Origin of the sequence: Bacillus sp. SDLI1, from assembly GCF_001553895.1 — a bacterium.
GTDB classification, from domain to species: Bacteria; Bacillota; Bacilli; order Bacillales; family Bacillaceae; genus Bacillus; species Bacillus siamensis.
Map to the genome: position 1 here is coordinate 3,355,296 of NZ_CP013950.1, position 24,463 is coordinate 3,379,758.

General features: G+C 46.1%; 23 protein-coding genes. 17 read left to right on the forward strand and 6 right to left on the reverse strand.

Annotated features, from left to right (window positions below; all coding sequences use genetic code 11):
- Nucleotides 1–228: 228 nt before the first annotated feature.
- Both AUL54_RS16460 and AUL54_RS16465 read left to right on the forward strand, forming a co-directional pair.
- Nucleotides 229–759: an HNH endonuclease signature motif containing protein gene (locus tag AUL54_RS16460; RefSeq protein WP_060964549.1), complete on the forward strand. Its 531-nt coding sequence runs from the start codon at nucleotides 229–231 to the stop codon at nucleotides 757–759.
- Between the two features lie 33 nt (nucleotides 760–792).
- A complete protein-coding gene (locus tag AUL54_RS16465) occupies nucleotides 793–1,350 on the forward strand; it encodes an SMI1/KNR4 family protein (RefSeq protein ID WP_060964550.1) in 558 nt (185 codons plus the stop codon).
- 137 nt (nucleotides 1,351–1,487) lie between these two features.
- On the opposite strand, the gene AUL54_RS16470 is transcribed toward AUL54_RS16465, so the two are convergent.
- Together AUL54_RS16470 and rpsD are read right to left on the reverse strand one after the other, a co-directional pair.
- On the reverse strand, nucleotides 1,488–2,858 hold the full coding sequence (locus AUL54_RS16470; protein ID WP_060964551.1) for an aldehyde dehydrogenase: 1,371 nt from the start codon (nucleotides 2,856–2,858) through the stop codon (nucleotides 1,488–1,490).
- A gap of 359 nt (nucleotides 2,859–3,217) precedes the next feature.
- On the reverse strand, nucleotides 3,218–3,820 hold the full coding sequence (gene rpsD / locus AUL54_RS16475; protein ID WP_003152406.1) for a 30S ribosomal protein S4: 603 nt from the start codon (nucleotides 3,818–3,820) through the stop codon (nucleotides 3,218–3,220).
- Between the two features lie 290 nt (nucleotides 3,821–4,110).
- On the opposite strand from rpsD, the gene AUL54_RS16480 reads away from it, so the two are divergent.
- Nucleotides 4,111–5,859: a sensor domain-containing diguanylate cyclase gene (locus AUL54_RS16480; RefSeq protein ID WP_060964552.1), complete on the forward strand. Its 1,749-nt coding sequence runs from the start codon at nucleotides 4,111–4,113 to the stop codon at nucleotides 5,857–5,859.
- A 34-nt stretch (nucleotides 5,860–5,893) separates the two neighbouring features.
- Here the strand turns inward: AUL54_RS16480 and AUL54_RS16485 are convergent, their stop codons facing one another.
- Nucleotides 5,894–6,376, reverse strand: coding sequence for a GAF domain-containing protein (locus tag AUL54_RS16485; protein ID WP_016938571.1), 483 nt, complete (start codon nucleotides 6,374–6,376; stop codon nucleotides 5,894–5,896).
- Nucleotides 6,377–6,502: 126 nt separating this feature from the next.
- Between AUL54_RS16485 and refZ the strand changes: the two genes are divergently transcribed.
- Entirely contained in the window at nucleotides 6,503–7,126 is a 624-nt protein-coding gene (gene refZ / locus AUL54_RS16490) for a forespore capture DNA-binding protein RefZ (protein ID WP_016938572.1), read from the forward strand.
- On the opposite strand, the gene hisJ is transcribed toward refZ, so the two are convergent.
- Nucleotides 7,116–7,928, reverse strand: a complete 813-nt coding sequence (hisJ, locus tag AUL54_RS16495; RefSeq protein ID WP_060964553.1) for a histidinol-phosphatase HisJ — start codon at nucleotides 7,926–7,928, stop codon at nucleotides 7,116–7,118. The genes refZ and hisJ overlap by 11 nt on opposite strands.
- Before the next feature lie 195 nt (nucleotides 7,929–8,123).
- Between hisJ and ezrA the strand changes: the two genes are divergently transcribed.
- On the forward strand, nucleotides 8,124–9,815 hold the full coding sequence (gene ezrA / locus AUL54_RS16500) for a septation ring formation regulator EzrA (RefSeq protein WP_060964554.1): 1,692 nt from the start codon (nucleotides 8,124–8,126) through the stop codon (nucleotides 9,813–9,815).
- Between the two features lie 112 nt (nucleotides 9,816–9,927).
- Here ezrA and brnQ read toward each other — a convergent pair whose 3' ends face one another.
- Entirely contained in the window at nucleotides 9,928–11,268 is a 1,341-nt protein-coding gene (gene brnQ, locus AUL54_RS16505) for a branched-chain amino acid transport system II carrier protein (protein ID WP_060964555.1), read from the reverse strand.
- 193 nt (nucleotides 11,269–11,461) lie between these two features.
- On the opposite strand from brnQ, the gene AUL54_RS16510 reads away from it, so the two are divergent.
- The 5 genes from AUL54_RS16510 (at nucleotide 11,462) to AUL54_RS16530 (ending at nucleotide 17,472) form a co-directional block, all read left to right on the forward strand.
- Nucleotides 11,462–12,607: a cysteine desulfurase family protein gene (locus AUL54_RS16510; RefSeq protein ID WP_060964556.1), complete on the forward strand. Its 1,146-nt coding sequence runs from the start codon at nucleotides 11,462–11,464 to the stop codon at nucleotides 12,605–12,607.
- Between the two features lie 3 nt (nucleotides 12,608–12,610).
- Entirely contained in the window at nucleotides 12,611–13,816 is a 1,206-nt protein-coding gene (gene thiI / locus AUL54_RS16515; RefSeq protein WP_016938577.1) for a tRNA uracil 4-sulfurtransferase ThiI, read from the forward strand.
- Nucleotides 13,817–13,896: 80 nt separating this feature from the next.
- Nucleotides 13,897–14,118: an alpha/beta-type small acid-soluble spore protein gene (locus AUL54_RS16520; RefSeq protein WP_007408043.1), complete on the forward strand. Its 222-nt coding sequence runs from the start codon at nucleotides 13,897–13,899 to the stop codon at nucleotides 14,116–14,118.
- Nucleotides 14,119–14,266: 148 nt separating this feature from the next.
- On the forward strand, nucleotides 14,267–15,853 hold the full coding sequence (gene mbcS, locus AUL54_RS16525) for an acyl-CoA synthetase MbcS (RefSeq protein ID WP_047476885.1): 1,587 nt from the start codon (nucleotides 14,267–14,269) through the stop codon (nucleotides 15,851–15,853).
- 23 nt (nucleotides 15,854–15,876) lie between these two features.
- Complete coding sequence (locus AUL54_RS16530; protein WP_060964557.1) at nucleotides 15,877–17,472, forward strand: amidohydrolase; 1,596 nt, start codon at nucleotides 15,877–15,879, stop codon at nucleotides 17,470–17,472.
- Between the two features lie 16 nt (nucleotides 17,473–17,488).
- Here AUL54_RS16530 and AUL54_RS16535 read toward each other — a convergent pair whose 3' ends face one another.
- A complete protein-coding gene (locus tag AUL54_RS16535) occupies nucleotides 17,489–18,295 on the reverse strand; it encodes an NAD kinase (RefSeq protein WP_016938580.1) in 807 nt (268 codons plus the stop codon).
- 182 nt (nucleotides 18,296–18,477) lie between these two features.
- Here AUL54_RS16535 and sppA point away from each other — a divergent pair, with 182 nt between their 5' ends.
- The 7 genes from sppA (at nucleotide 18,478) to AUL54_RS16570 (ending at nucleotide 24,377) form a co-directional block, all read left to right on the forward strand.
- Complete coding sequence (gene sppA / locus AUL54_RS16540) at nucleotides 18,478–19,485, forward strand: signal peptide peptidase SppA (protein ID WP_060964558.1); 1,008 nt, start codon at nucleotides 18,478–18,480, stop codon at nucleotides 19,483–19,485.
- A gap of 13 nt (nucleotides 19,486–19,498) precedes the next feature.
- Nucleotides 19,499–19,990, forward strand: coding sequence for an RDD family protein (locus AUL54_RS16545; protein WP_049627162.1), 492 nt, complete (start codon nucleotides 19,499–19,501; stop codon nucleotides 19,988–19,990).
- 76 nt (nucleotides 19,991–20,066) lie between these two features.
- Nucleotides 20,067–20,756 carry a DUF2953 domain-containing protein gene (locus AUL54_RS16550; protein WP_060964559.1) on the forward strand — a complete coding sequence of 230 codons (690 nt, stop codon included), beginning with the start codon at nucleotides 20,067–20,069 and terminating at the stop codon, nucleotides 20,754–20,756.
- Nucleotides 20,757–20,768: 12 nt separating this feature from the next.
- Complete coding sequence (ytfJ, locus tag AUL54_RS16555; protein WP_003152423.1) at nucleotides 20,769–21,209, forward strand: GerW family sporulation protein; 441 nt, start codon at nucleotides 20,769–20,771, stop codon at nucleotides 21,207–21,209.
- 115 nt (nucleotides 21,210–21,324) lie between these two features.
- Nucleotides 21,325–21,828 carry a thiol peroxidase gene (gene tpx, locus AUL54_RS16560; protein ID WP_007613091.1) on the forward strand — a complete coding sequence of 168 codons (504 nt, stop codon included), beginning with the start codon at nucleotides 21,325–21,327 and terminating at the stop codon, nucleotides 21,826–21,828.
- Nucleotides 21,829–21,889: 61 nt separating this feature from the next.
- Nucleotides 21,890–22,876 (forward strand): class I SAM-dependent methyltransferase, encoded by a 987-nt coding sequence (locus tag AUL54_RS16565; RefSeq protein ID WP_060964560.1) that lies wholly within the window; start codon nucleotides 21,890–21,892, stop codon nucleotides 22,874–22,876.
- Nucleotides 22,877–23,189: 313 nt separating this feature from the next.
- Complete coding sequence (locus tag AUL54_RS16570) at nucleotides 23,190–24,377, forward strand: acetate kinase (protein ID WP_060964561.1); 1,188 nt, start codon at nucleotides 23,190–23,192, stop codon at nucleotides 24,375–24,377.
- The last annotated feature ends 86 nt before the right edge of the window (nucleotides 24,378–24,463 follow it).

A 24,463-nucleotide genomic window follows, 5' to 3' on the forward strand; every position in this document is an offset into this window, starting at 1 on the left:
GAATTAGACAAAATCTATAATACAGCACGCTGGAAGCGAGTAAGAAAAGTCGTTCTGATTAGGGACGGCTATTTGTGTTGTGAGTGCCGTCCTCGTGGATTGATAACGGAAGCGAATACGGTTCACCATAGCATTGCTTTAGGGGAGGATCCAAACCTAGCTTTGATCTTGATAATCATAAAACGATCTGTTTAAAGTACCACAATAGGAGGCACCCGGAAAGAAGCGGTGGGGAGGAGGAACAAACGATTATATGTAAGTAACACTTATAGCGGAAAATATGGAAGGGTTTTTCTCCATAACAGAGAATTTTTAGGGAAGGATATTAAAGCAGGTAAATCATATTCAAAGTCGTATTATCCTAAAAAGACAAAGTTTTTTATGTCCCAACATACTTCGGTAGCCGGCTGGAAAGGTTCACTTCCTGATACTTCCGCTGGAACGTTGGCTCCTGCTCTTGCGAATAAAATAGCAATGCTGTATCCAGAGATAATAAATACTCACAGCAAAAAAACAATGCCTTTACCGGCTAAAGCAAATTTCCCGGTTGTACCTGTCGATAAAAGAACTAAATGGGATAGCAGAACGGATCAAGGTAACTATATAAAGAAGTATATCGACACATACGGTGATCCGAAGTGGAATTGGAGTTCATTCGATATTCACCATGTGCTTCCGCTAAAGTATGGGGGAAAAAATAACTTTAATAATTTGTATCCTCTCCCTCGTGACATGCACCAAAACCTATTAAATCCTTGATGGGATAAATATTAATAACTAAGAGGTGGCTCAATGGCAGTTTTTGTTGAAAAAACGCTCCAAGGTCTAAAAGAATTAATTGATGAAAAAGGCCGCTTGAATATTTTGGGAAATGAAGGAACTCTTTTAGAAACAGAATGTACTTTCTCTAAAGGCGCAACAGATCTGGAGATTGAGAGTTTTGAGAAGAAAATAAAAGTCTCACTTCCTGAAGATTATAAAACCTTTTTAAAATTGCATAACGGAGCCAGAATATTTGATTTGTTGATTTACGGTGAGAATGTAGGTGGGGGTTTGCATATTCTTAATTTAGAAGAGATTGAAAAGTATATGCAAAATGGTTTTTTAGAGCCTCAGTTTATTCCTGTCGCACATCTGTTAGACGGATGTTATTTGTTAATTGACAAAACCAAAATGTCCACAGATCCAAACTATTTATGGTTCCTCAGATTTGTTGAGTATGAACCAATGCAACTTAATTTTGAGATATTCTTAGATAGGTATATTTTATCTCAGGGATCAAGTTTTTGGGAATGGAATATCTATACTGCTGAGAATTATTATAGGACTCACCAGAGTGATGAGGATTAACCTTTCCTACAGTTGGATTGGTTCATTTTTACTATTAGACCTCGATTTGAACTTTTAAAAATAGGTTTAATTTAGGAGACGAACCGATTAATTGGTGTATAGAGGATTTATAAAAAGCGCAGATACTCTGCGCTTTTTTATTTAAGTATTTTCCGAATCATTCGCAGCCCGTTTTTGGAAGAAGGATAACGGAAAGCGAAGTCGAAGCGGTTCGTTTGTTTGACGACGCTTTTTTTGTGCGTAAATGCGTTAAAGCTGTCAAATCCGTGATAGCTGCCGATGCCGCTTTCTCCGACGCCGCCGAATGGCAAATACGGTGTCGCGACGTGCATTAACGTATCATTGACACAGCCGCCGCCAAATGACAGATTCTCTAAAACAGTTCGCTCGATTCCTTTGTTTGTTGTGAAGACATAAAGAGCGAGCGGCTTTGGGCGTGATTGGACTTTCTCGATGACTTCATCGATATCGCTGTATGTAAACAGCGGAAGAATCGGCCCGAAAATCTCCTCCTGCATCACTGGAGAGTCATCCTTCACTTGATCTAGAATCGTCGGCGCTATTTTATGGTGATCAGGATTAAATTGTCCGCCTGTAAGCGGGACGCCATCATTCAGAAAGCTGAGCAGCCGCTGATAGTGGCGTTCACTGACGATTTTGCCGTACTGCGGATTTTGTTCAGGCTGAGGGCCGTAAAATTCACTGATCGCACGCTTTATTTCTTCTGTGAGCTTCGTTTTGATATCTTGGTGGACAAATAAATAATCCGGTGCGATGCAGGTTTGCCCTGCATTTGTAAATTTCCCGAAGACGATGCGTTTGGCGGCAAGCTGTATATCAGCATCCTTATGGACAATGCAGGGACTTTTGCCGCCGAGCTCCAAGGTAACGGGAATTAATTGTTTGGCGGCGGCCTCCATGACGATTTTTCCCACGGCAACGCTTCCTGTGAAGAAAATATAGTCAAAGGGCTGCTGTAATAACACCGTGCTGACGTCGGGCCCGCCCTCCGCCATAGCGACATAATCGGTCGGAAAAACGCTGCTGATGAGTTTGGAAAGAACAGCGGAAACCGCCGGCGTATATTCTGACGGTTTAAGAATGACTGTGTTTCCGGCCGCAATGGCTCCAATCAAGGGTGAAAGCGCCAGCTGCAAGGGATAATTCCAAGGCGCAATCACCAAAACGGTTCCATATGGCTCAGGGATGATGATGCTTTTCGAGCCTAGGTGAGTCAGTGGTGTTTTGACTCGTTTCGGTTTGATCCATTTTCCCAGCCGCTTCATCACAAAGCTGATTTCCTCCAAGATGATTCCGATTTCTGTTGAGTACGCTTCTTGCTCAGATTTGTGGAGATCCTGGTAGAGAGCGGCTATGAGATCGGCTTCATGAGTTTTGACGGCTTGTTTCAGCTTCTGCAAAATGTTCAGTCTCGATTCAAGCGGTCTCGTATGTCCCGCTGCAAAATAGGTTTTGTGATTGCTGACGATAGAGGGGATGCTGTTCATTCCGTCTCTCCTTTTTATAAGGTATGATGATTCATTATGTAAAAAATCGCTCCTGCCTGTCAAATGCTTATGGTGTGTCAGAAAAAATAACAAACTCATTTCTGCGTTTGCGGCAGGAATTTGATGAAAAAGAGAATTCTTTTTGCGGCATTATCTGTTGCAGGCATTATGGGGTTTTCTAATGTACATGTAGCTGAAAAGCCAGTTGGCACATAAAAAAGCCCCGGACAGGGGCTTTTTTTAATAAAGAGAGGGGGGCATCTGTCCACCATTCTGACAGCCCAAAAGAAAAACCCTAGAAATGTTGATATAACAACGTTTCTAGGGTTTAATCCAATGCTCTTTAAAGAGCATTTTACTTAACGAGAGTAGAACTCAACGATAAGCGCTTCGTTAATTTCCGGAGCAAGCTCTGAGCGCTCTGGAAGACGAGTGAATGTACCTTCAAGCTTTTCAGCATCGAAAGTAAGGTACTCAGGAACGAAGTTGTTTACTTCTACAGATTCTTTGATGATTGAAAGGTTTCTTGATTTTTCGCGAACACCGATTGTTTGACCAGGTTTTACTTGGTAAGACGGAATGTCAACGCGGCTTCCGTCAACAAGGATGTGACCGTGGTTAACTAATTGGCGTGCCTGACGGCGAGTGCGCGCAAGACCAAGCTTGTACACAACGTTATCAAGACGTGCATCTAAAAGAATCATGAAGTTTTCGCCGTGTTTACCAGTCATTTTTGCAGCTTTGTCAAACAATGTGCGGAATTGACGTTCGTTTACACCGTACATGTGACGAAGTTTTTGCTTTTCTTGCAATTGCAAACCGTATTCTGATAGTTTTTTACGCTGTCCCGGACCGTGGGGACCTGGTGCGTAAGGGCGTTTTTCTAATTCTTTACCTGTACCGCTAAGAGAGATTCCTAAGCGGCGGGACAGTTTCCATGATGGACCTGTATAGCGAGCCATAATGTGACTCCTCCTTTGGTTTTATTTTGTGGAAAATAAAAACCGTCTGTTCGATCCGACCGTGCACATTTTGTTTTCATGTATCCTCGCTCCAGCAGCAGAGAGTTACACGATACACCTTACAGCTAAGGAACAAAATGCAAACACAGAAGCTGAACAAAAAGGCTGCAATATTTCACACAAAGAACATTATATGATTTTTCTCCGCCGCCGTCAACCATTTCTCCATGAAGACTGCCGGTTTATGATATAATGTACAAAAATGAGTAGTACATGTTTAGGTGATAAAAATGAAAAAACAAACAATCGATGAAGTGACGGCCTTTCATCAGAAAATGCTTTCTTTTTTCTTAACGAAATCTGAATCCGTCTCATTATCCGACTCGCTGTTATGGCTGGCCTCAGCTCTAGAATCCTGCTTTACATCTCTTTCATTGACCCTTTCACCGGCTGAATCCGCACGTTTCACCATAAAAACAGAAGAGGAACCGAATTATGCTCCGCTGAAAGAGAGTGACGGCCGTTTTATGATCAGGAATCAGACGTCCGGCAGATCGTTTTATCTGCGCACGGAAGGCGGGCTGCCGATCCCGGAATCATTGCCTGAGCTCGTTACTCAATTTATCAATCAATCTGTGAGACAGAGCGGGCTGTTTGACAAAACAAAGCATCAGCGGAAAATCCACAGAATGACAGAAATGTTCCATTCGCTTTTAGATCAGGATGAAGTATTGGAAAAGCTGCAGGCGAGTTTGAGGAAGGCTTTCCAGTCTTTCCGTTTTTCACTGTTCATCTCGCAGGACCAGGATACGGACAGACAGCTCCCCGCAAAAGAATTGCATATGGACGGAGAAGACGCCGATCAGTTTGCGCTGCAGGTGTTTTTATCAGGCAGAATGCTCAGGAAAGGCAGGTCATCTGCTTACCTGCCGATCAAAGGCCAGCAGGGGACTTACGGGGTTCTGAAGACGGAGGGAATGCAGGACGCCGCGCTCTCGTGCAGCACGCTGAGTGAAATGCTGCTGCTTACGGGCGCAGCGGGAAAAGCATTTGAAAATGCGCAGCTGTATGAGCAATCGAAAAAAAGCATTGCGAATCTGGAGCTCATTAATGAAACATCGCGCCAGCTGAATCAGCGTCTCAGGCTCACTGATACGATGCGGGAGCTCGCCGCCATCATGACCCAATCGTTTTACGCCGAAGAAGTGGCTTTTTTTCATATTGATCATTTTGAGACGCAAAATCTGCTTCCCGGACATACCGCCTTTTTTAAGACAGAACGCGCCAACCCGTATATCAGCATTGTGAAAGAAAAGCTGTTCGAGGGAGAAAAGGGTGTATTTATCGGCAGCGGAAAGACCGTATTTGGCGAAAATGGCTATGGTTCACTGATGGCGGTGCCGATGATCGAAAATGACACCGTCTTCGGTTTCGCGATTTTATTGAAAAAGGATTTGTATGCTTTTACGTTTGAAATGTATAAGCTTTTTCAGGCGCTCATTCACCATGCGACATTGGCTGTAACGAACTCCATGCTTCGCGACAGGCTTGAGCATCTTGTTCAGACAGACCAGCTGACGGAGCTGTATTCAAGAACCTATTTGGATGAGAAAATTCAATACAGCATGAAAATCCATAAACGGGGTGTATTTATCCTCGTTGATATCGATAATTTCAAACACATTAATGATACATACGGACATCAAACGGGAGATTCGATCCTCATTCAGGTGGCCTCCGTTATGAAAAACCATATCCGGGAGCACGATGTTGCCGCGAGATGGGGAGGCGAAGAGCTGGCTGTCTATCTGCCGAACATCAACGTGTCATCCGGAGAGTGCATTGCCAAAAGGCTCGTCCGCGCCATCCGGGAAAACACCGAGCCGCGCGTAACGATTTCCTGCGGCGTTTCCTGCTGGTCAAAGACTGGCCCTAAGCCGTTGAAAATGCTCGTTCAGCAAGCGGACGAGGCGCTTTATATCGCCAAACGGAGCGGTAAAAACCGGCTGATCATCCATCAAAACAGCACGGCGACGTAAAAAAGGAGCCGGCCTGCGGGCCGAACTCCTTTTTTTATCCTAATCGTTTTTCAAGCGTTTCAACAAACTTTGCTAAATAGGTTTCGTCCGTTTCATCAAAACGGTTTTTCACGGGGCTGTCAATGTCCAGCACACCGATCACTTCTCCGTTTACGCGGATCGGGAGGACGATTTCTGACTGGGAAGCCGCGTCACAGGCAATGTGTCCCGGGAACGCATTCACATCGGCAATCCGCTGCACGGCGCCATTGGAGTAGGCAGTGCCGCATACGCCTTTGCCGAACGGAATGCGCACACAGGCAGGAAGTCCTTGAAACGGTCCGAGTACAAGCTCGCCCTCTTTAGCGAAGTAAAACCCCGCCCAATTGACCTCATGTAATGAATGGTATAAAAGCGCTGACGCATTCGCGTAATTTGCGATCGCATCCGTTTCATCTTCTGTCATGGCTTCGAGCTGTTTAAGCAGAAGCTGATAACTTTTTTCTTTATCTCCGGACTGTTTTTCGACATGAAACATGGAAAACCCTCACTTTTTCTATAATATCAAACAAAGTTCCGGCCGTTCTGCCGGCATTTGTCGAGAAGTTCTTACAGGAACAGCGCCCTTCTGCTTGAATTGTTAACACATAAAGGGGTGAGCCGTATGAAAGTAAGCACCAAAGACAAAATTATTAACGCCGCTGTCCTGCTGTTTAACCAAAAAGGCTATTCCGGCACGTCCGTCCGTGAAATCGCAAAGTCAGCTGATGTAAATGTTGCGCACATCTCCTACTATTTTAAAGGGAAAGGCGGATTAATGGAACATTTAGTTTCCGAGTTTTACGAAGGCTATACTGAAGCGCTGGAAAAAGCCGCCGGCAGTGTGAACGGTGAAGACGCGCAGGAACGCATCCTGCGGGTGATTTTCGATATTTTATCCTATCAGCACGATCATCGTCAATTAACACGTTTTGTGTATCGGGAAGTGACGATTGATTCTGTGCTTATCAGGGAAATTATGTCTACTTACTTAATGAAAGAAAAATATATTTTCCAGCTGGTGATTGAAGAAGGGCAGTCACGCCACAAACGGCTGACGCTGCCCGTGCCGCATTTTATTCTGCAATTGAAATCCCTCTTAATGATGCCGTATCTCCAGCCTCAATATATTACGGAGGTGCTCTATATGCAGCCTCATGAGCCGTACTTTTATAAAAGGTATTTTGAAGAGGTGAAGATTTGGATCGAAAGCGTGTTCCGCCGTCCCGATGCGGCGCTTATGAAGTGACGATGCTTTTGTACGTTTCATAGGAACTGCCGACATCTTCCGCTTGATGGGCATCCGACCCGAATATGAGCGGGATTTTTTTTTGCTTCGCCGTCTCAGCCATCCAATCCTCTATATATACTTCCCCGGCAAACTTCTTTCTGAGTCCGGATGTATTCACATCCAGCTCCATTCCGTGCTTTTTCACGGCGTCAAGACAGCGGGCCGCAAGCTCTCTTATTTGAGAGGACATGCTATAAGGGAAAAGGCGCGCGAATTTTTTGACGAGCGTGATATGGCCGACCCGTTTTGGCTTAAATGGTCCGAGCGGTGTTACAATGGAAGAATACACAGTTTTATAGTATTGCTCATATACGGCTTCAACGCTGCCGAAGTGCGCGGCCAGCTGCTGAAACGCATGCTCATCAAAATCAAGGCATATATAAGACGGACCGGCCTTCAAAAAATGAACGGATAAAATGCCGTCATCCAGTGAGGGGCCGTATGTGTTAAGAAACGCCGCGGTTTCTTCTTCATACCCTGTGATAAAATCGGTTTCAAGCCCCGTCAGAATGCTGATTTGTCCCTTGTATTCCTTTTTCAGCTGTGACAGCCGCTCCAAATAAACCTCCATCTGTCTGAGATCCATTGCGCTGTCTTGAAGCGGTACAGGGTCTTGAAAAGACGGGGGAAGGGGGGCATGCTCTGTAAATGTGATCGAGTCAAAGCCTTTTTCCAGAGCTTTTTCGACATATTGTTTCAGCGTGTCTTTCGAGCCGTGAGGGCAAAAAGGCGTGTGGATATGAGCGTCTCGTTTTTCCATTTGTGTCACTCCATTAAAAAATTGCAGAATCCTGCCGAAATTATGCAAAAAGTTTTTGATTTCTGGTCAAAAAATGTTGGTTACATGGTATCATAATAACAATGAAAACGACAGATTTTCTCAATACATATATTGAAATCTTTCTGAATACATAAAACACCCTGACAGATTAAGAGAACAACAAGGGGGCTCATTATGGAGTTAGTCATCGGATTATTGGTTATACTGCTCGCGCTCTTTGCGGCGGGCTACTTTTTCAGGAAAAAAATTTATACGGAAATTGACCGGCTGGAGTCATGGAAAATTGAAATTTTAAACCGTTCGATAGTGGAAGAAATGTCCAAGATCAAACATTTGAAAATGACCGGAGAGACGGAAGAGTTCTTTGAAAGATGGCGCGAGGAGTGGGATGAAATTGTCACAGCCCATCTGCCGAAAGTAGAAGAGCTCCTTTATGATGCCGAAGAGAACGCCGACAAATACCGGTTTAAAAAAGCGAATCAGGTGCTTGTCCACATCGACGACCTCCTCACCGCCGCTGAATCAAATATAGAAGGCATACTGCGTGAGATCAGCGACCTTGTGACGAGCGAGGAAAAAAGCCGCGGAGAGATTGAACAGGTGCGTGAGCGGTATTCAAAAGCGCGGAAAAACCTTCTGGCGTACAGCCATCTCTACGGTGAGCTTTATAACAGCCTGGAGACGGATCTCGATGAAATTTGGAGCGGCATAAAAGAGTTTGAAGAAGAGACGGAAGGCGGCAATTACATCAAAGCGAGAAAAGTGCTGCTTGAACAGGACCGCAGGCTGGATCAGCTTCAAACATACATAGATGACGTTCCGAAACTGCTCGCGGACTGTAAACAGACCGTGCCGAACCAAATTGCCAAGCTGAAAGACGGCTACCGGGAAATGACGGAAAAAGGCTACAAACTGGAGCATATTCAAATCGAAAAAGAGCTGGAGACACTCACAAATCAAGTGAAACGGGCCGAAAATGCGCTTTTGGAAGAATTGGATGTCGACGAAGCGTCCGCCATTCTTCAGCTGATTGATGAAACCATTCAATCGATGTATGAACAGCTGGAAGGCGAAGTGGAAGCCGGTCAGTCCGTCTTAAGCAAAATGCCTGAACTGATCATCGCGTATGAGAAGCTTGAGGACGAAAAAGACCGCACAAAAACCGAAACAGAGCTCGTCAAGGAAAGCTATCAGCTGACGGCAGGAGAAATCGGCAGACAGCACGCGTTCGAAAAACAGATGGAAACGATCGGCCGGCTTCTTGAGCAGGCGAGAGAAAAACTCGACGGTGAGCATGTCGCTTACTCACTGCTGATTGAGGAAGTCGAGGCCATCGAAAAACAGCTGGAAGAGGCTCAGAAAGAGCACGCTGAATACCGTGAAAATCTGCAGGCGCTCAGAAAAGAAGAACTGCAGGCGCGGGAAACGCTGACGCATCTTCGGAAAACCATTTCTGATACGGCCAGAATGCTGCAAAAAAGCAACGTGCCGGGGATTCCCGAGCAGGTCAAGAATAAGCTAGAGACAGCGAATCATCATATAGAAGAAACCGTCAGCCAATTGGAAGAGCTGCCGCTGAACATGGAGGAAGCCGCCAAACACCTCACCGAAGCTGAAAAGATGGTTGAAGAAGTCAGCGAAGAGGCGAAGGAACTTGTCATTCAGGTGAAGCTTATTGAGCGGATCATTCAGTACGGCAATCGCTTCCGAAGCCAGAATCACATTTTATCTGAACAGCTGAAAGAAGCTGAACGGCTGTTTTACGCTTACAGCTATAATGAAGCTTATGAGATGGCGGCAGAAGCTGTTGAAAAAGCAGCTCCCGGCGCCGTGAAAAAAATTAAAGCTGATCAATCCGCTTCATAGCCGTGCAAGCAAAAACTGCACCCTGATGTACATCAGAGGTGCAGTTTTTTTGTTTCTCACGGAATATAAAAAGCGCCTGCGGCTGATATCGTCAAGCCGCAGACGCTGAATGTTACGATTTTGCTTTATTTAATTCGATGGGCGGACTGGTAAAAAACGTGATGATGCAGCCGATGATCGCTCCGGCAATGCCCGGAAGCACCCAGCCGATTCCCATGCTGTAAAGCGGAAGATTTGCGTTTAAGAATGAATCTAATGATCCGAGCGGAATGCCGGCTGCCTTCAAGCCGTCCAGAATGCTGAAGAGCCCCGTTCCGATCAGGCAGGCGATATAAACTTCCCGTCTTTCCTTAAAGATTTTATCAATAAAGGAAAGGACGATAATGACAATCGCCAGCGGGTAAATGGCTGATAAAATAGGAACTGAAAATGCAATGATCTCAGCAAGCCCGATATTTGAAATCGCCAGGCTGAAGAGCGTGACAATCGTAACCACCATTTTGTATGATAAAGCGGGAATCAATTTTGAAAAATATTCGCCGCAAGATGTAACAAGCCCGATGCTTGTCGTTAAACACGCAACGGTGATGGCAGAACCGAGAACGATGTTTCCCAGTGAACCGAACAGGTAATCAGATGAAGCTGATAAAATCTTTGCGCCTTCGCCGAGCGGCCCTACAGCGTCCGTGCTTGTCGCTCCCAAATAGGCCAAAGATAAATAAATGAATGTCAAACCTGCCGCAGCTATAAGACCCGCTTTAATACAAGCGGCCGCGAGCGCTTTAGGCTGGGTGACGCCCCTGCTTTTAACAGCGTTGACGACAACAACACCGAAGACGATTGAAGCGAGCGCATCCATTGTTTTATAGCCTTCCAAAAATCCTTTGAATACCGGCGTTCCGGAATATGCCTGATGTACGGCGCCCAGCCCGCCCATCGGAGTGACAATGGCTTTTACGACGATGATTAAAATAATACCGAATTTAATAGGAGTCAAAATCTTTCCGACTCTGTCCACGATTTTGGACGGGTTAAGAGCTAAATAATACGTAATGGAAAAAAAGATCAACGTGAAAACAAATAAAGATAATCTTGGCGGAATGCCATGTAAAAACGGAACTGCACCGATTTCATATGAAACGGTTCCGGTTCTCGGAATCGCAAAAAGCGGTCCGATTGATAAATAAAGCACAACGGTGAAAATAGTGCCGAATACCGGATGAGCTTTATCGGCAAGCCCTTTTGCATCTTTACCCGTTAATGCGATGGCGATGATACCCAAAAGCGGCAGACCAACGCCGGTCAGTAAGAAACCGCCCATCGCTTTCCAGACATTATGCCCAGCTGCTTGTCCAAGCTCCGGCGGATATATCATATTTCCTGCCCCGAAAAAAAGTGCGAAAAGCATGAAACCGATAATAACGGTATCTTTGACAGGTAGTGAGTGTTTCATAAAAGTCCTCCTAAATACTATGTTGAAATATTCTGTCAATTAATTGTCAGACAATATAACAAAACGAACATTACTTATTATATGGCAATGTACAGAGAAGTCAATACTCGATTTATTGCGAATTTATATTTACTTTTGTTATGGTAGCATAAATATCATACGATGTACCGTTTTCATAAAAGGAGTAAAAAAAATGATATATTTAGACAACAGCTCAACGACCGAGCCGTATGAAGAGGTATTGGATGTGTACAAACAGACGAGCAGCCGGTATTTCGGCAATCCTTCGTCCCTGCACCGGTTAGGAACTGAGACGGAACAGCTCCTAGAAGCTGCCGCTCAGCAAATAAAAAAAACCTTGCGTTTAAAAAATTATGATATTGTATTTACATCAGGCGCGACTGAAGCGAACAACGCTGCGTTAAAGGGAGCCGCCTGGGCAAACATGAGTAAAGGAAAACATATCATTGCTTCAGCGATTGAGCATCCTTCCGTGACGGAAACGCTTGATCAGCTGACAGAGCTGTTTGGCTTTGAGGTCACATATCTTCCGGCCGACCAAGACGGCTTCGTTTCTTTAGAAGATGTAAAAGCGGCCATCAGGCCGGACACAATACTCGTCAGCGTTATGCATGTCAATAATGAAGTCGGCTCCATTCAGCCCGTAAAAGAAATCGGAGGGCTGTTAAAACAGCACCGGAATATTCTGTTTCATGTTGATCATGTACAGGGCATTCATAAAGTCCCGCTGTCTATAGAAGAAGCGGGTATCGACCTTTGCACCATTTCAGGACATAAATTTCACGGCTTAAAAGGAACCGGGGCGCTTATCGTCAAAAAGGGAACGCGGCTCATTCCGCTTATGACGGGCGGCTCCCAGCAAAAAGGCATCCGTGCCGGGACAGAACATACATCAGGCGCCGTTTCCCTTGCGAAAGCGGTCAATCTTTCTGCACGTGACATGAATGAGCGGCTTTCCTCTATGGAGGCGGCTAAGAATGCGCTGATGGAAAGGCTGAGCGGGACGGACGGGATCGTCATCAACACTCCCGTAAAAAACAGCGCCCCGCATATCATTAATTTTTCCGTTCCGGGCGTCAAGGCGGAAGTGCTGCTGCACATGCTTGAGGAAAAAGAAATATATGTCTCAACGACCGCGGCATGTTCGGCAAGAGAGCACAAGCCGAGCCGTGTTCTTTTGCAAATGAATAAAGGCGAACAGATTGCAGCAAGCAGCATCAGAGTCAGCCTGAACTTCAGCCACACGGCTGATATTACAGAACCGTTTATGGCCGCGCTGGCGCCGGCTGTTCAAAAACTAAAAAAAATGATGAGGTAGCAAATGAATTACGATCATATTTTAATCCGTTTTGGTGAAATATCCACAAAAGGAAAAAACAGACGCAGTTTTATTGAGAGATTAAAACAGAATATCCGCCTGGTATTAAAGGATTATAAAAAGGTAAAATACTTTTCAAACCGGGATCGGATGTCAATTACACTTAATGGAGAAAACCCGGAGGAAATTTGTTCCTTATTAAAGAATATATTCGGCATTCAAAGCTTCAGTCTCGCCATTAAATGCGAAAGCAAGCTTGAAGAGATTAAAAAAACGGCATTAGCCGCGATGGAAGGCCAATATAAACCGGGGAATACGTTTAAGGTCGAGACCAAACGGGCTTACAAGCAGTTTGAATTAGATACGAACGCGATGAACGCTGAGATCGGCGGCCATATTTTGAAAAACACGGATGGATTAACCGTCGATGTGAAAAATCCCGATATTCCGCTTCGGATTGAAATCAGGGAGGAAGCGACATTCCTGACCATTCGTAACGAAAAAGGCGCCGGAGGCCTTCCCGTCGGTTCTGCGGGTAAAGCGATGCTGATGCTTTCCGGCGGTTTTGACAGTCCGGTCGCCGGTTTTTACGCGATGAAACGGGGATTATCAGTGGAGGCCGTGCACTTCTTCAGTCCGCCGTATACGAGCGAACGGGCAAAGCAGAAAGTCATGGATCTCGCGGGATGCCTCGCAAAGTTCGGAGGCAGTATGACTCTTCATATCGTACCGTTTACAAAGACGCAGGAGCTCATCCAAAAACAAATTCCGGAAAACTATACGATGACGGCGACGCGGCGTCTCATGCTGCAGATAGCGGACAGAATCAGAGAAGAACGAAAAGCGCTCGCGATCATTACGGGGGAAAGCCTCGGCCAAGTGGCAAGCCAAACGCTTGAGAGCATGTATGCGATCAATGCTGTAACGGCAACGCCGATTTTGCGTCCTCTGATCGGAATGGACAAAACAGAAATCATCGAGAAATCAAAAGAAATCGGCACTTATGAAACAAGCATTCAGCCGTTTGAGGACTGCTGCACCATCTTTACGCCGCCAAGTCCGAAAACACGCCCGAAAAAAGAAAAAATCGAGCATTTCGAAAGCTTTGTTGATTTTGAACCGCTGATTGCAGAGGCGGCAGCCGGTATTGAAACCATTACTGTTTACTCAGAACAAGAAGCTCACGATAAATTTGCCGGCCTGTTTTAGAACTGTATACAATTACCAAAGTTTTTTTGAATGAGGACATGTGTTTTATCACATTCTATACTCACAAGGAGGTGATACACATGTCACAACAATCAAACAGCGGAAACAGCAACCAGCTTTTAGTGCCAGGAGCTGCACAAGCTATCGACCAAATGAAGTATGAAATCGCTTCTGAATTCGGTGTAAACCTTGGACCGGAAACAACTTCTCGCGCCAACGGTTCTGTCGGTGGAGAAATCACAAAACGTCTTGTCTCTTTTGCTCAGCAAAGCATGGGCGGAAGCAGCCAGCAGCAGTTTTAATCACAACTTCACATAATGGCTAAGAGAGCGGGGAATTCCCCGCTCTTTTTTCATGAATAAAGCTAGAAGGCATGAAGCAATTTATGCATATCTTTATTGTAACGTCCTATGTTTATGTATAATAGGGAAAGAAAGTGAGGAGTTGTTCGTGTTAAAACGAGAAGATTTAATCGCCCCAAAGAACTATAACCTAGTAAATGAAATCGAAAAGTTCAGCCGTTCCAAAGAGAAGAACGCGCTTATTTGGGAGGATCAAACAGGCAGCAAGAAAGTCTGGACATATGAAAAACTGATGGAAGAAACGAATAAAATCGGAGCCCGCCTGAAAGGTCTCGGGTTTGAAAAAGGCGATAAGCTGATTGTCATGGTTCCGAGAGTGCTTGAAGCGTATGCTGTATATTTAGCGATCCTAAAAGCAGGGATGGTCGTCATTCCTTGCTCAGAGATGCTTCGCGCCAAAGATTTGGACTACCGCATCAAACACGCCGAAGTGAAAGGTGTTATCGTTTATCCTTCATTTATAAACGCGTTTGATGAGGTGAAAACTGATCAGCTCGTGACATTGGCCATTGGTGAAAATGATGCCGGCTGGAAAAACCTTTTAACGATTGAAGCGGACGGAGACAGTTTTCAAACCGCTGATACAACCAGAGAGGACATGGCGTTTTTATCCTATACTTCAGGAACGACCGGCCAGCCTAAAGGCGTTGTACATACACACGGCTGGGCTTTTGCCCATTTAAAAACATCCGCCGGTGCATGGCTGGATATTTCTGAAGACGATACAGTCTGGGCCACCGCGGCGCCCGGCTGGCAGAAATGGGTGTGGAGCCCGCTGCTTGCCGTTCTGGGAAGCGGCGCAACAGGATTTATTTATCACGGCAGATTCGACGCCAAGACGTATCTGGAGATGCTTGAGCGCCATCAGATCAATGTCTTCTGCTGTACGCCGACTGAATACCGCCTGATGGCCAAGGTGGAGGAATTGGACAAGTATGACCTTTCCGCCCTTCACAGCGCAGTTTCTGCGGGTGAACCCTTAAACCGGGAAGTCATTGACATCTTCCGGAAACATTTCGGCATTAAAGTGAGAGACGGCTACGGCCAAACGGAGAGCACTCTGTTAGTCGGCGTCCTGAAGAATATGGATATTAAGCCCGGAAGCATGGGGAAACCGACACCGGGAAATCAAGTAGAAATTATAAACGATGAAGGCGAAATATGTGAAATAGGTGAAACGGGCGATATCGCCGTGCACTTGAGCACACCGGCCTTATTCAAGGAATATTATAAAGACCCTGAAAGAACGAAGAAGCAGATTCGCGGAGATTACTTTTTGACAGGCGACCGCGCGAAAAAAGACGAGGACGGCTACTTTTGGTTTGAAAGCCGCAATGATGACATTATCGTCAGCTCCGGATATACAATCGGGCCTTTTGAAGTGGAAGATGCGCTCGTGAAGCATCCGGAGGTGAAAGAATGCGCCGTCGTGGCGAGCCCGGATGAAATCAGAGGTTCAATCGTCAAAGCTTATGTCGTTTTACAAAACGATGAAAAGCGCAGTGACGAACTTGTTAAAGAACTGCAAAACCACGTAAAAACGATTACGGCGCCTTATAAATATCCGAGAGAAATTGAATTTGTCGAAAGCCTGCCGAAAACGGCATCCGCAAAAATCAGACGGGTAGAGCTGAGACAGCGTGAAGAACGGCTGAAGGCGGATAAAAAAGCTTAATACAGAAAAAGGGTGAGCGGGAGATGAAAGCGATTTGGCACGGCGGCACCATCTATACAATGCTTGACGAGAACCATGTCACAGAAGCCGTTTATACCGAAGACGGCATCATCAGACAGACGGGCAGCTTTCAGGAGCTCCGCGAGACATACGGATCATCTGATACGGAGGAAATCGACTTACATGAGGCTGTCATGTTTCCCGGTTTTACAGACAGTCACATGCATTTGATCGGACACGGTGAAAAACAGCTCCGCCTTGATTTGTCACAGCTGACGTCAAAAGAAGCGATACTGCAGGCTGCAAAAGAAGCAGAGCGTGAATTAGAAGATGGCGAATGGCTGATCGGCGAAGGCTGGGATGAAAATCTGTTTGAACAGCCGGTTTACGTAACGAAGCATGACCTTGACCCGCTCTTTCCCGATCGCCCCGTCCTGCTGAAGCGGGTATGCAGGCACGCTGCTGCAGTCAATTCGGCCGCATTGCGCGCGGCGGGGATTACAAACAGTACACCTGATCCAAACGGCGGGATTATCGTCCGGGACAGCGCCGGTCCGACAGGCCTTCTGCTGGATAAAGCCCAAGAGCTTGTGACTCAGGCTCTTCCGCCCGTCTCGCTTCACTATGTCAAACGCGCTCTTCAAACGGCAATCACGGACTGCTGGTCAAAAGGCCTGACCGGCGGGCATTCCGAGGATCTGGCATACTACGGAGACGCGTCCGTTCCCGTTGCCGCGTATGAGTCGTTAACAGGCAGCGGGCTGTTCCCTTTTCGGGCACATCTGCTTGTTCATCACGAAGCCGTCGACAGGTGGAGTGCTCTGGACAAAACGACGGGACCTTATCTGGAATACGGAGCGATGAAAATCTTCGCAGACGGCGCGCTCGGCGGCAGAACGGCTCTGTTGAAAAAGCCTTATCATGATGATCCGTCGGTTTCCGGCGTTCAGGTGCACGATGACGAAACCCTTGCCGCTCTTGTTTATAAAGCGAGACAGAAAGGGATGGAGATCGCCGTGCACGCGATTGGCGACCTTGCATTTGAAAAGGTGCTCGATGTGATCGAAAGATACCCGGCAAAGCCCGGACAGCTAGACAGGCTCATTCATGCGCAAGTATTAGATCACGGTTTGATGGAAAGAGCCGCCCGGCTTCCGATCGGCCTTGATCTTCAGCCGCATTTTGTGGCCAGTGATTTTCCGTGGGTGATTGACAGGCTCGGAGAAGAGCGGATGAAAACGGCTTTTGCCTGGAAAACCCTGCTGTCGAAAGGGCTGCTGTGCGCCGGAGGTTCAGATGCCCCGATAGAACCGGCAGATCCCATTCTGGGCATTCAATCGGCTGTGCTCCGTACAAGCAAGCAGCATCCGGAAGGTCCGGCCTATTATGAAAAAGAGTGCCTGACCGTGTACGAAGCCATTCAGCTTTACACGGAGGGAAGCGCGGCAATCATCCATAAAGAACATAGCCGCGGACGGATAGCTTCCGGCTATGATGCCGACTTTACCGTTCTCAGCGGCGATCCGTTTAAAACGGACCCGAAAAAGCTTAATGAATTGGAAGCTGTCAAAACCATCGTCGGCGGCCGTATCGTATATGAAAAAGAGGACAGGCGTTAATGCCCGTCCTCTTTTTTTATGATAAAAATGAGCGCTTTACTTTTTCCCAGAAAGAGTTGTCTTTCAGTTTGACCGTTTTGATTTTTTTATCGGATAGTGTAATCTCAACCTTTTTGACATTTCTCGTGCTGAGCGCTTCATTATCAAGCCCGATAATCGGATGCTCATTGCCGTCCTGCACCACCTGCAGTGTCAGCTTCCGGTCCGCGCTTAAAATAAACGAAGATCCGAGGGTGCGGTATGTGTTGTTATTTAAAGAGGCCAGTTCGGATACCTGCATGCAGGAAATCAAAGGATCAACAACAGCGCCTGAAACGGATTTATTGTAGGCGGTGCTGCCTGTCGGGGTGGAAATGATCATGCCGTCGCCCCTGAAGGTCTCAAAGTGTAGATCATCAATTAACACATCCATCACAAATGTTTTAATAATGCTTGAACGGATGGAAACCTCGTTTAAACAGTGAAAATGATTGCTGCCGTCCACCGTTACGTGAATGAGCGGGTATTTTCTGACCTCAAGCTGTTCCGCGGTCATGCTGTCCGCCATTTTTTCAGGCTCATCGCTGTGAAAATCACAGTACAAATGGGCTTTTCCTTTTTTAGCGATGCCGACATACAGGCAGTCATCACGGAATCCGGTTTTTCTGACGGCCTGCAGAAATGAGCCGTCGCTGCCGATGCTGGCGATAATCCCGGCATCCTCCGGTTGGGCCGCAACTGTAAAACCGTGCGATTTGGCAAGCTGCTTCAGAGAGCTGACTTGTTCTTTTGTTTCGTTGTCTTGTTTGTGAAAAAAATAAACATTGCGGCGAAGATCGGTCATATCTCCATTCCCCTTTGCTGTCATATTTACGTTTTTCTCCCATCAGATATTGTGTTAAAATACCTGTGGCAATAGTGTAACATGTTTCCTGTTTATCCGTTAAGTGAAAGCGCTTCATGAAAAAAGTGAATCTTTTTTTCCAGGAGAACGTACGAATAGTGACAGAAAAGGAGGCAGAACAAATGAATGCAAAAAGATGGATTGCGCTCGTCATCGCCATCGGCATTTTCGGCGTATCAGTCATTGCAAGTGTGACCGTCGGGGTGCTGAAAAATGTCGGAGATACAAAGTCTGACTTTGCATCCCTGACAGATGACACAGAGGAAGTGACGCTTGATAAGGGAAGTCCCGGCAGTAAAATCGCCGTGCTTGAAGTGGACGGCACGATTGAGGATAACGGGGAGTCCGCAGGCCTGCTCAGCTCAGGCGGGTATGATCACAGATCATTTTTAAAACAAATAGAGCGTGCGAAAGAAGATAAAAGCGTCAAAGGAATTGTCCTGAAAATCAATTCCCCAGGCGGAGGCGTGTACGAAAGCGCAGAAATACATAAAAAATTGGAAGAACTAAAGAAAGAAACGAAGAAGCCGATTTATGTATCCATGGGCTCGATGGCGGCATCGGGAGGCTACTACATCTCAACGGCCGCTGATAAAATCTATGCTTCACCGGAAACGCTCACCGGCTCACTCGGCGTCATCATGGAAAGCGTCAATTATTCTAAGCTCGCTGATGAACTCGGCATCAAGTTTGAAACCATTAAAAGCGGTGCGCATAAAGACATCATGTCACCGACCCGCGACATGACGAAGGAAGAAAGAAGGATCATGCAGACGATGGTCAATGATTCTTATGAAGGATTTGTCAATGTCATTTCAAAAGGCCGGCACATGTCAAAAGCGGATGTGAAAAAAATTGCCGACGGCCGTGTTTACGACGGCAGACAAGCGAAAAAAATCGGCCTCGTTGATGATCTCGGTTTTTACGATGATACGATCAGCGCGATGAAAAAGGACCATAAAAATATGAAAAACGCTTCAGTCATCACGTATGAGGAAGGATTCGGATTAGGTTCGCTCTTTTCCATGAGCGCAGCGAAAATGTTTAAAAGCGAAATTGATTTTCTGAATATGAAAGAGCTCATTTCGCAATCCGGTTCGCCGCGGATGATGTATCTCTATGCAAAGTAGGGGGGAAGAAAGAATGGACGCAACTTACGAAGGCTTTCACGGCAAAGAAGAGGAAGCCGAACAACAGGGGGCGCTCGACCCGGCTTACGCGGGCTTTTGGATCCGGTTTTGGGCGTTTCTTCTCGATTGGCTGGTGATCTGGGGGCTTAACCATCTCATCGTTTCACCGGTGTTCACGCTGATGAATTTACCGAAAACAAGCGGAATGTTTACAATCTCAGCCTATTCCGTCACAACTTTGATCGTCTACCTCGCCTATTTTGTGTTCATGACAAAATGGTTTCATCAGACACTCGGCAAAATGGTCTTCGGGTTAAAGGTCACTTCTTTGACGCCCGGAAAACCGCTGACATGGGGCACCGTCATTTTCAGGGAAGCAGTGGGGCGTTATATCGATAAAATCTGGATTCTTTATATTGTCATTGCGTTTACGCCTAAGAAGCAGGGAATTCATGATCTTATCGCCGACACAACGGTGATTCACGAAGCACTGTACCGCAAATAAAAGCACTAAACCCGGATAAACATCCGGGTTTATTTTTTTTCGTTTTGGCGATAATGCAGCTAAGGAAGTGAAGCTTATGGGATATGCCGCAGCAGCTGTTATTCTCATTCTCATTTTGTTCTGGCTGCTCATGAGGATGAAAATCCATCTGACTTTCGAATATCTGCATGATAAAGATAACGACAAAATGACGTTTAAACTCTCTGCCTTATACGGGCTGATCCGTTTTAAAAAAACGTTGCCCGTTATTAAAGTAAACAGCGAAGATGCGTCAATTGATGTCAAGCAAGACACAAAATCTGAAATAAAGGGTCAGCACAAAGAGAAGAAAAAAATCACATATGAAGATGTCAAACAGACCATTCACAGAATAGAAATGATTCTGCAGCAGGTCGTCAGAATGCGTCAAATCGGCGCCTCATTTCTTGCGGGGGTCCGCGTGACGAAGTTCGAATGGGTGACGGTTATCGGAATAAAGGACGCCGCCGTTACGGGAATCGCCGCCGGCGGATTGTGGGCCGTAAAGGGAGGACTTACGGCGATGCTGTATGATCATCTGCGTTTCATACATAAACCGGTGTGCGAAGTCATTCCGTCTTTTCAAGTGCCTGCATCCAAGACGCATTTGCAGTGTATATTCTTTTTTCGTTTTGGACATCTTATAGGTGCAGCTTTCAAATTGCTCAAATACGGGCGGAACGGACTTTCTATCATACGAAAGAAACAGCCGGTTCCGGTTGCTTCAAAGAATGATTCATCAGTTTAAGGAGGAGCGCATATGGCAGACCATCCCATTCAAGGTTTAATGAAAACCGCTATGGAAAATTTAAAAGAAATGATTGACGTGAATACAATCATCGGCGATCCTGTTGAAACGCCTGACGGCAGCGTAATCTTAACGGTTTCAAAGGTCGGCTTCGGATTTGCGGCGGGCGGAAGCGAGTTTGGAGGAAAGCCGGCTGAAAAAAGAACCGATGATGATGAAAGAAAAGAGCAGAAGCTCCCGTTCGGCGGCGGAAGCGGCGGCGGAGTATCCATTACGCCGATTGCGTTTCTGATTGTCGGAACAAACGGCGTGCGCATGCTTCATTTAGACGAAAACACCCATCTGATTGATAAACTGTTAGACTCCGCGCCTCAAACGATTGAACGCATCCAGCATATGTTTAAAAAGAATGAAAAAGGCCGGAACCAAAAAAGAACGGATATCGATTTATAACAGAAAAGTTAACTGCCGCCCGCAGTTAGCTTTTTTTACGATGCGGCATAACCTTTGCAGTTTGCATAAAACTCGACTATGATAGAGCTATACATAGATAAAGGGAGGAATCAGAATGGCTGAAATTACATTTAAAGGCGGAGCCGTGACGCTGATCGGACAAGAAGTGAAACCGGGGGACCAAGCTCCTGACTTCACGGTTCTGACAAACGGATTAGAAGAGAAGACATTAGCAGATATGAAAGGGAAAGTAACGATCATATCCGTTATTCCTTCCATTGACACAGGCGTATGTGACGCGCAGACACGCCGCTTCAACGAAGAAGCCGCAAAACTCGGTGATGTGAACGTTTATACAATCAGCGCCGACCTTCCGTTTGCACAAGCGCGCTGGTGCGGAGCGAACGGAATTGATAAAGTTGAAACATTATCGGATCATAAAGAGATGTCATTTGGTGAAGCATTCGGTGTTCACATCAAAGAACTTCGTCTTTTGGCGCGTTCCGTATTCGTCCTTGATCAGGACGGAAAAGTCGTTTACGCGGAATACGTAAGTGAAGCGACAAACCACCCGAATTATGAAAAGCCTATCGAAGCTGCAAAAGCGTTAATCAAGTAAAGAGAGAAAAAGAGCTCCGGGTGCTGCCGCGGAGCTCTTTTCATGGCAAGGAGGAAACAGCATGCAACACGACCATGTCGGTCAGATTTATGAACTTTTAGATGAAGCCGCCCAAGTGATAGCAGAAGGCCTTCAGATTTCTTATATTGAGGGGCTTGCGGAAGCGGGAGAGATGTATTTTCTCGAAACGGCCGAACAGCTTCGGCTTCAGGAAAAACAAACCGGCGAGCTTAAAAGCCTGCTTGCGAAAGCAGACTTCAAACAATGGGAGTCTGAATGGATCCGCAAGGCGTTCCAGCTCGCCATTTTAAAAGGATTGAAAGATAAATCCCATCCGAACAGACAGATGACGCCTGATACGATCGGCCTTTTCATCAGTTACCTCGTGAATAAATTTGCGGGCGGCCAAAAAGGCCTGACATTGCTGGACCCAGCCTGCGGCACCGGAAACCTTCTATTGACCGCGGCAAACCAGCTTTCTGACAAAGCGGCAAAAAGCTTCGGCATTGAAATCGATGATGTCCTTCTGAAGATCGCTTATGCCCAGGCGAATCTGCAGGAAAAAGAAATGGAGCTGTTCTGCCAGGACAGTCTTCAGCCGTTATTTATCGAACCGGCTGATGCGGTCATCTGCGATTTGCCGGTCGGCTATTATCCGAATGACGAAGGCGCAGAAGCGTTTGAGCTGAAAGCGGATGAAGGCCACTCATTTGCCCACCACTTATTCATTGAGCAGAGCGTCAAGCATACAAAACCGGGCGGATACTTATTTTTTATGATTCCGAACCATCTGTTTGACAGCGCCCAAAGCGATAAACTGAAGCGGTTTTTTGCGGAAAAAGTGTATATCAACGCCCTACTTCAGCTGCCGGCTACTCTGTTTAAAGACGAAGCGCAGGCAAAGAGCATTTTAATTTTGCAGAAAAAAGGCGATGGCGCAAAGCCGCCGAAACAAACGCTTCTGGCCAATCTTCCCTCCTTCGCGAACCAGCAGGCGATGCGGGAGATGATGGCAAAATTGGATCAATGGATTCAAAAAGAAAAATAATGGCGAAAAAGCAGGGTGGGGACGCAAAATCCCGCACTGCTTTTTGCTTTTGAAAATGAATGGATATCAGGGTGCTGACACAACTTAAGGAAAGAACATAACATTCCGTAAGACCGAGCCGTCCATTTGGCACAGTGCAGATTTATCAGAAAATAATGACTTCATTTTGTAAGCGGTGCCAATATGGATGTTGACTTGAAATGCTGAGTTGACAATGTTTAAATGGAAAAGTCAGATATTTTTTGGACTGCAGTTACGGTCTGGGAAAAAAGAACGAAACAAACGAAGAAGAATTTTGATAGGAGCGTCATTTATGTCTAAAATTATTGCAATTAACGCAGGAAGCTCATCTTTAAAATTTCAGCTATTCGAAATGCCTTCAGAAAAGGTGCTAACAAAAGGTTTAGTAGAACGGATCGGTATCGCCGACAGCGTTTTCACAATCTCTGTTAACGGCGAAAAAAATACAGAAGTGACAGATATTCCGGATCATGCGGTCGCGGTGAAGATGCTGCTTCACAAGCTGACTGAATTCGGTATTATAAAGGATTTAAATGAAATTGACGGAATCGGCCACCGTGTTGTTCACGGCGGAGAAAAATTCAGCGATTCTGTTTTGCTTACGGATGAAACAACCCGTGAGATTGAAGAGATTTCAGAACTTGCGCCGCTTCACAACCCGGCTAACATCGTCGGCATTAAAGCCTTTAAAGAAGTGCTTCCGGATGTACCTGCGGTTGCAGTATTTGATACGGCGTTCCACCAAACGATGCCTGAGCAATCTTACTTGTACAGCCTTCCGTATGAATACTACGAGAAATACGGCATCCGCAAATACGGTTTCCACGGCACATCTCATAAATACGTGACACAGCGCGCAGCTGAGCTTCTTGGCCGTCCGATTGAAGACTTGCGCCTGATTTCCTGCCACCTGGGTAACGGAGCAAGTATCGCAGCCGTAGAAGGCGGAAAATCAATTGATACATCAATGGGCTTCACACCGCTTGCAGGTGTTGCGATGGGGACGCGTTCAGGAAACATCGACCCTGCATTGATTCCGTACATTATGGAAAAAACGGATCAGACGGCTGATGAAGTATTAAATACATTAAATAAAAAAAGCGGACTGCTTGGCATATCCGGTTTCTCAAGCGACCTTCGCGATATCGTAGAAGCTTCAAAAGAAGGCAACGAAAGAGCGGAAACGGCGCTTGAAGTGTTCGCAAGCAGAATCCATAAATACATCGGTTCTTACGCAGCGAGAATGAGCGGCGTTGACGCGATTATTTTCACTGCGGGTATCGGTGAAAACAGCGTTGAAGTCAGAGAACGCGTGCTTCGCGGCTTAGAATTCATGGGCGTTTATTGGGATCCTGCGCTGAACAATGTGCGCGGCGAGGAAGCGTTTATCAGCTACCCGCACTCTCCTGTCAAAGTCATCATTATTCCGACTGATGAAGAGGTCATGATCGCGCGCGACGTTGTCCGCCTTGCACAATAATGATCGAAAAAAAGCACATCCTTTAAGGATGTGCTTTTCTATTGAATGCTGAAGCACCAAACGTTACGATATGCTTAGTACATAAA